Origin of the sequence: Microbacterium sp. ISL-103, assembly GCF_018613995.1 — a bacterium.
GTDB lineage: Bacteria > Actinomycetota > Actinomycetes > Actinomycetales > Microbacteriaceae > Microbacterium.
This window is the reverse complement of the sequence record NZ_JAGGPD010000403.1, coordinates 1-3,758: the sequence shown is the minus strand read 5'-3', so window position 1 is coordinate 3,758 and position 3,758 is coordinate 1. Positions and strand designations below refer to the sequence as shown.

4 protein-coding genes are annotated in these 3,758 nt (G+C 68.6%); all 4 read left to right on the top strand.

Going from position 1 to position 3,758, the window contains the following annotated elements; genetic code table 11:
• The coding region (locus J7E68_RS14510; protein WP_215173718.1) for an MFS transporter at nt 1-859 on the top strand (859 nt) is incomplete at its 5' end.
• A 51-nt stretch (nt 860-910) separates the two neighbouring features.
• The gene (locus tag J7E68_RS14505) at nt 911-2,320 is read left to right on the top strand and encodes a trehalose-6-phosphate synthase (RefSeq protein ID WP_215173716.1); all 1,410 of its coding nucleotides are present in this window, start codon (nt 911-913) and stop codon (nt 2,318-2,320) included.
• Nucleotides 2,321-2,364: 44 nt separating this feature from the next.
• Nucleotides 2,365-3,159, top strand: a complete 795-nt coding sequence (gene otsB, locus J7E68_RS14500) for a trehalose-phosphatase (RefSeq protein ID WP_215173714.1) — start codon at nt 2,365-2,367, stop codon at nt 3,157-3,159.
• A 9-nt stretch (nt 3,160-3,168) separates the two neighbouring features.
• On the top strand, nt 3,169-3,758 hold a 590-nt coding region (locus J7E68_RS14495; RefSeq protein WP_215173706.1), incomplete at its 3' end, for a dihydroxy-acid dehydratase.

The following is a 3,758-nucleotide window of genomic DNA, read 5'->3' as shown; positions in this document are numbered from 1 at the left end:
GCGGTCCCGACTGGTCACGATGATCAGTGACCGGATGCCGGAGGCTGTGCGCCCCCGCACGATCTCGGGCACCATGGCGTACGAATCGGCAGCCGACGAGACGGTCTTCGTCTTCGGTCCCTTCATCGTCGGCGTCCTCGCATCCGTGCTCGCGCCCTGGGCGCCGCTGGTCGGCGCTGCAGTGCTGACCGTCGTCTTCGTGGGCGCGTTCGCTCTGCATCCGAGCGCGCGCGCCGTGTCGGTGCACCGGGACGCTGACGGCCGGGCTCCCTCGGCGGTGTCGGAGCTGTTCTCCCCGCGCGTGCTGGTCGTCGTCGTGGGCATCCTGGGCGTGGGGATGTTCTTCGGCACGATGCTCACCTCGCTCACCTCTTTCATGGCCGATCGTGGCGCGCCCGAGCAGGCGGGGCTGCTCTACGGCGTCATGGGCGTCGGTTCGGCGATCCTCGCCCTCGGCGTCGCATGGCTGCCGGTGCGGTTCTCGCTGCGCGCTCGCTGGCTGACCTTCTCGGGGATCCTGCTCGCGGGAAGCCTGCTGCTGCTGCTCGTCGACACTCCGGCGATGATGATGGTCGCCCTGGCGATCATGGGGATCGGCATCGGACCCACGCTGGTCACCCAGTACAGTTTCGGTGCCGCTCGGAGTCCGCTGGGTCGCTCGGCCACGGTCATGACGATGCTCGGCTCGGGGATCGTCGTCGGCCAGTCCATCGGTGCGGCGGTCGCCGGAGAGCTCGCCGAGAGCTCGGGCACGTCCAGTGCTCTCTTCCTGCCGATCTTCGCCGCCGCGCTAGCCTTCGCCGCGGGCCTTGTCAACTGGCGACTGAGCACGTCGCGACCTCGCGTAGCCTCGGTCTGAGCTTCTGTAGCCTGAGGAGCACCCCCACTGCATCGTCAGGAGCGTTCACCCATGTCACTCGCAGATTTCGTCGTCGTCGCCAACCGGCTCCCGGTCGACAAGGTCGTGGGTCCTGACGGCGACGAGGAATGGCGCACGTCCCCGGGCGGTCTCGTGGCAGCGCTCGAGCCCATGATGCGCAGCGCCCGCGGCGCCTGGGTGGGATGGGCGGGCCGGCCGGACGTCGAACTCGAGCCTTTCGAGATCAACGGCATCGACCTCGTCCCCGTGCCCCTCAGCGCCGAAGAGATCGAGGACTACTCCGGGGGCTTCGCCAACGACACGATCTGGCCGCTCTACCACGACGTGATCGCCCCGCCCCAGTATCACCGCGAGTGGTGGGAGGCCTACGTCAAGGTCAACCGCCGCTTCGCACAGGCAGCGGCAGATGTCGTCGCGCCGAACGGCACGGTGTGGGTGCACGACTATCAGCTGCAGCTCGTGCCGCAGATGATCCGGGAGCTTCGCGACGATGTGACCATCGGGTACTTCCACCACATCCCGTTCCCGGCTCACGGTCTGTACGCGCAGCTGCCGTGGCGCGATCAGGTGCTCAAGGGCCTGCTCGGCGCCGACGTCATCGGGTTCCAGCGGGCGCAGGACGCCACGTACTTCCTGACGGCGGTGCGACGTCGCCTCCGTCACGAGGTCAAGGGATCCGCGGTGACGGTTCCCACGGCAGACGGAGGCACTCGTACCGCGGTCGCGCGGGCCTTCCCCATCTCTATCGACACGGAGCCCTACCTCGAGCTCGCCGCCCGCCCCGAGGTGCGGGCGCGCGCCGCCGAGATCAGGGCGAGCCTGGGCAACCCCAAGAAGATCCTGCTCGGCGTCGACCGGCTGGATTACACCAAGGGCATCCGGCACCGGATCAAGGCCTACGGCGAACTGCTCGAAGACGGTCGGCTGAGCGTCGACGACGTCACGTTCGTGCAGGTGGCGAGCCCCAGCCGCGAGCGCGTCGACGCATATGTGCATCTGCGCGACGAGATCGAGCTCGCCGTCGGCCGCATCAACGGCGACCACGACACGATGGGGCACACCGCGATCCGGTATCTGCACCAGGGGTATCCCCGTGAGGAGATGGTCGCGCTGTACCTCGCGGCCGACGTCATGCTCGTTACGGCGCTGCGTGACGGCATGAATCTCGTGGCGAAGGAGTACGTGGCGACCCGCGCCGACAACCGCGGTGTGCTGGTGCTGAGCGAGTTCACCGGCGCGGCGGACGAGCTGCGGCAGGCCGTGCGCGTGAATCCGCACGACATCGCTGGCCTCAAGGACGCGATCATGACAGCCGTCGAGATGTCGCCGTCCGAGCAGGGGAAGCGGATGCGGTCGCTCCGACGTCGCGTTCTCGAGAACGACGTGAACGCGTGGTCGTCGTCGTTCCTGCGAGCGCTCGACGAGGTCCGGCGGCGCTGACTCCGGCGGCCATACTGGAGGGACCCGCTTCGATTGGAGACCCTGTGACCCGCAACTGGACGCCCGGATCGGCAGACGCCGCGCTCAGCACCATCGCCGCGACACCGCGGCTGGTCGTCGCTCTCGATTTCGACGGCACAGCGTCTCCGCTGGTCCCGGATCCGATGGCGGCGCGAGCGCTCCCCGAAGTCGCCGTTCAGGTCGCGCGACTCGCCGCTCTGCCCGACACCGTCGTCGCATACGTCTCCGGGCGCAGCATGCACGACCTGAGGGTCATCACGGAGCACACCGACGACTCCCTGATCGCGCTTGCCGGCTCGCACGGCGCGCAGTACTGGTATCCAGGTGTCGGTGCGGCCGAGGCGGACAGCCACACGGCAGAGGGCTCCCGCGAGGAGCTGTGGGAGGCCGCGCGCCCGATCATCGACCGCTACGAGGGCGCCGAACTCGAGCCGAAGACCTTCGGGATGGGCGTGCACACCCGCACCGCCACGCCCGAGGTCGAGAAGGCGGTCTTCGCCGAGATCGACGCGCTCGTGGCCGAGCGCTACCCGCACTGGCGGCGGCGCTCGGGGCACCGCGTGCTCGAGTTCTCCTCGCGCGACGAAGGCAAGGACGCCGCGATGACCGCGCTTCGCGAGCACTTCGACGCGACCGCGATCCTCTTCGCCGGCGATGACGTCACCGACGAGGATGCGATGCGCGTGCTCACAGGAGACGACTTGGGTGTGCGCGTGGGACCGGGGGAGAGCGCGGCGGAGCTTCGTGTGGAGAACCCACAACAGATCGCCCTGCTTCTGGAGACGCTCGCGGACGAGCGCACCTCTCGGCGGGAATAGACTTCCGTCATGTCCTCGCATGATCCCTCCACCAGCGCGCCCATCGACATCAAGCCCCGCAGCCGCGTCGTCACAGACGGCATCGAGGCGACGACCTCCCGAGGCATGCTCCGTGCCGTCGGCATGGGCGACGCCGACTGGGACAAGCCGCAGATCGGCATCGCCTCCAGCTGGAACGAGATCACCCCCTGCAACCTGAGCCTCGACCGACTCGCCCAGGGCGCCAAAGAGGGAGTGCACTCCGGCGGCGGGTACCCGCTGCAGTTCGGCACCATCTCCGTCTCCGACGGCATCTCGATGGGCCACGAGGGCATGCACTTCTCGCTCGTGTCGCGCGAGGTCATCGCCGACTCGGTCGAGACCGTGATGATGGCCGAGCGCCTCGACGGTTCGGTGCTGCTCGCCGGATGCGACAAGTCGATCCCGGGGATGCTGATGGCCAGCGCTCGCCTCGACCTGTCGAGCGTGTTCCTCTACGCCGGCTCCATCGCACCCGGGTGGGTCAAGCTCTCGGACGGCACCGAGAAGGACGTCACGATCATCGACTCGTTCGAGGCCGTCGGCGCATGCCGTGCCGGGCTCATGCGCGAAGGAGACCT